The 1,064-nt window shown below is 35.4% G+C and carries 1 protein-coding gene; it reads left to right on the top strand.

The genetic code is table 11. From position 1 onward, the window contains the following. Nucleotides 1–241 precede the first annotated feature (241 nt). A complete protein-coding gene (locus A5294_RS06895) occupies nt 242–526 on the top strand; it encodes a hypothetical protein (protein ID WP_004114737.1) in 285 nt (94 codons plus the stop codon). Nucleotides 527–1,064 lie beyond the last annotated feature (538 nt).

The following is a 1,064-nucleotide window of genomic DNA, read 5'->3' as shown; positions in this document are numbered from 1 at the left end:
GAAGGAACAATCACCAAGGATGCAAGCCTTGAAGTAGATTGTGAGAATGGTGTCACCGAGGTTTCAGATAAGAAGAAGGTAAATTGTAAAAACGATGGATTTGCGCATTACATGGTGCACTGTCTTAATGGGAAAGCTATTGCGAAGTAGCAGACATATAGATCAAAAAAGAAGCAATAAAACTTGATATAAGTTGGAATTAGAGCGTATATAGACATACCGATAAAGGAGGAAGCCGTATATGCTCTATGTAAAATTTGATGATTTCGAAGATGTTAGCGTCATGGGAAATGAGAAAGATCATGGAATGTTTATTCCGATTAAGGATGGGAATGTGTATGCTGAGTGCGAACGGTGCGGTGTAGTTGAAAGGATCACCTCACCATGCGAATTCATTGCTAGCACATTTAGGTCAAGAGTCAACTTCAATGAGGGTTATGAACTTTGCGAGAAGTGCTTGCAAGAGGTTGAGTTTGTTACTGTCGCTTTGAGAACTGGAAAATTACCTAATCGAGAATTGAAATAACTGAAAAAGCAAAGCAGTGATAACCGTAGTAATACAGGAAAAACTAAAGGGTTAGACCAATTTCTGAAAATAGCCTAACAATCTCACATCGAGACGGTAGCACTTTTGTCCAAACTTGATGTCGATAAGCATATAAATATTGAAATTGAGCTGGATGAGTTTGATTTGACAAGTGCTGAGAGTAAGGCAACATATGCTCAAATCAAAGAATATGTTTGGAATAAATTTGAATTAAAAGTTTCGACATTATATATTGCACMKRTMWMWWRKAMAYRTNKGAATAGAATTACGAGAACATTACAACAAGTCTAAAAAGGAGAAACAAATTATTCCACAGTGTACACCTGAAAAAGAAGAAGCCATTATGAATGCCTTGAGACACTTCAAAATGATTGAATAGAAAAGAATGACAGCATACGACTTTCTGCATTTATTACATTCCTACTTGGTATAGGAACAACTATTATTCTTTTCTTGCAAGGTATCAATTAGAAAATAGGGTCAATATAAAGAATGGTAGGATAATATCTATATATAA

This window comes from Gardnerella sp. 30-4, from assembly GCF_001641215.1.
Taxonomy (GTDB): Bacteria; Actinomycetota; Actinomycetes; order Actinomycetales; family Bifidobacteriaceae; genus Bifidobacterium; species Bifidobacterium leopoldii.
Note: the sequence above shows the minus strand (reverse complement) of the source record. Positions and strands in the feature narration are given on the sequence as shown.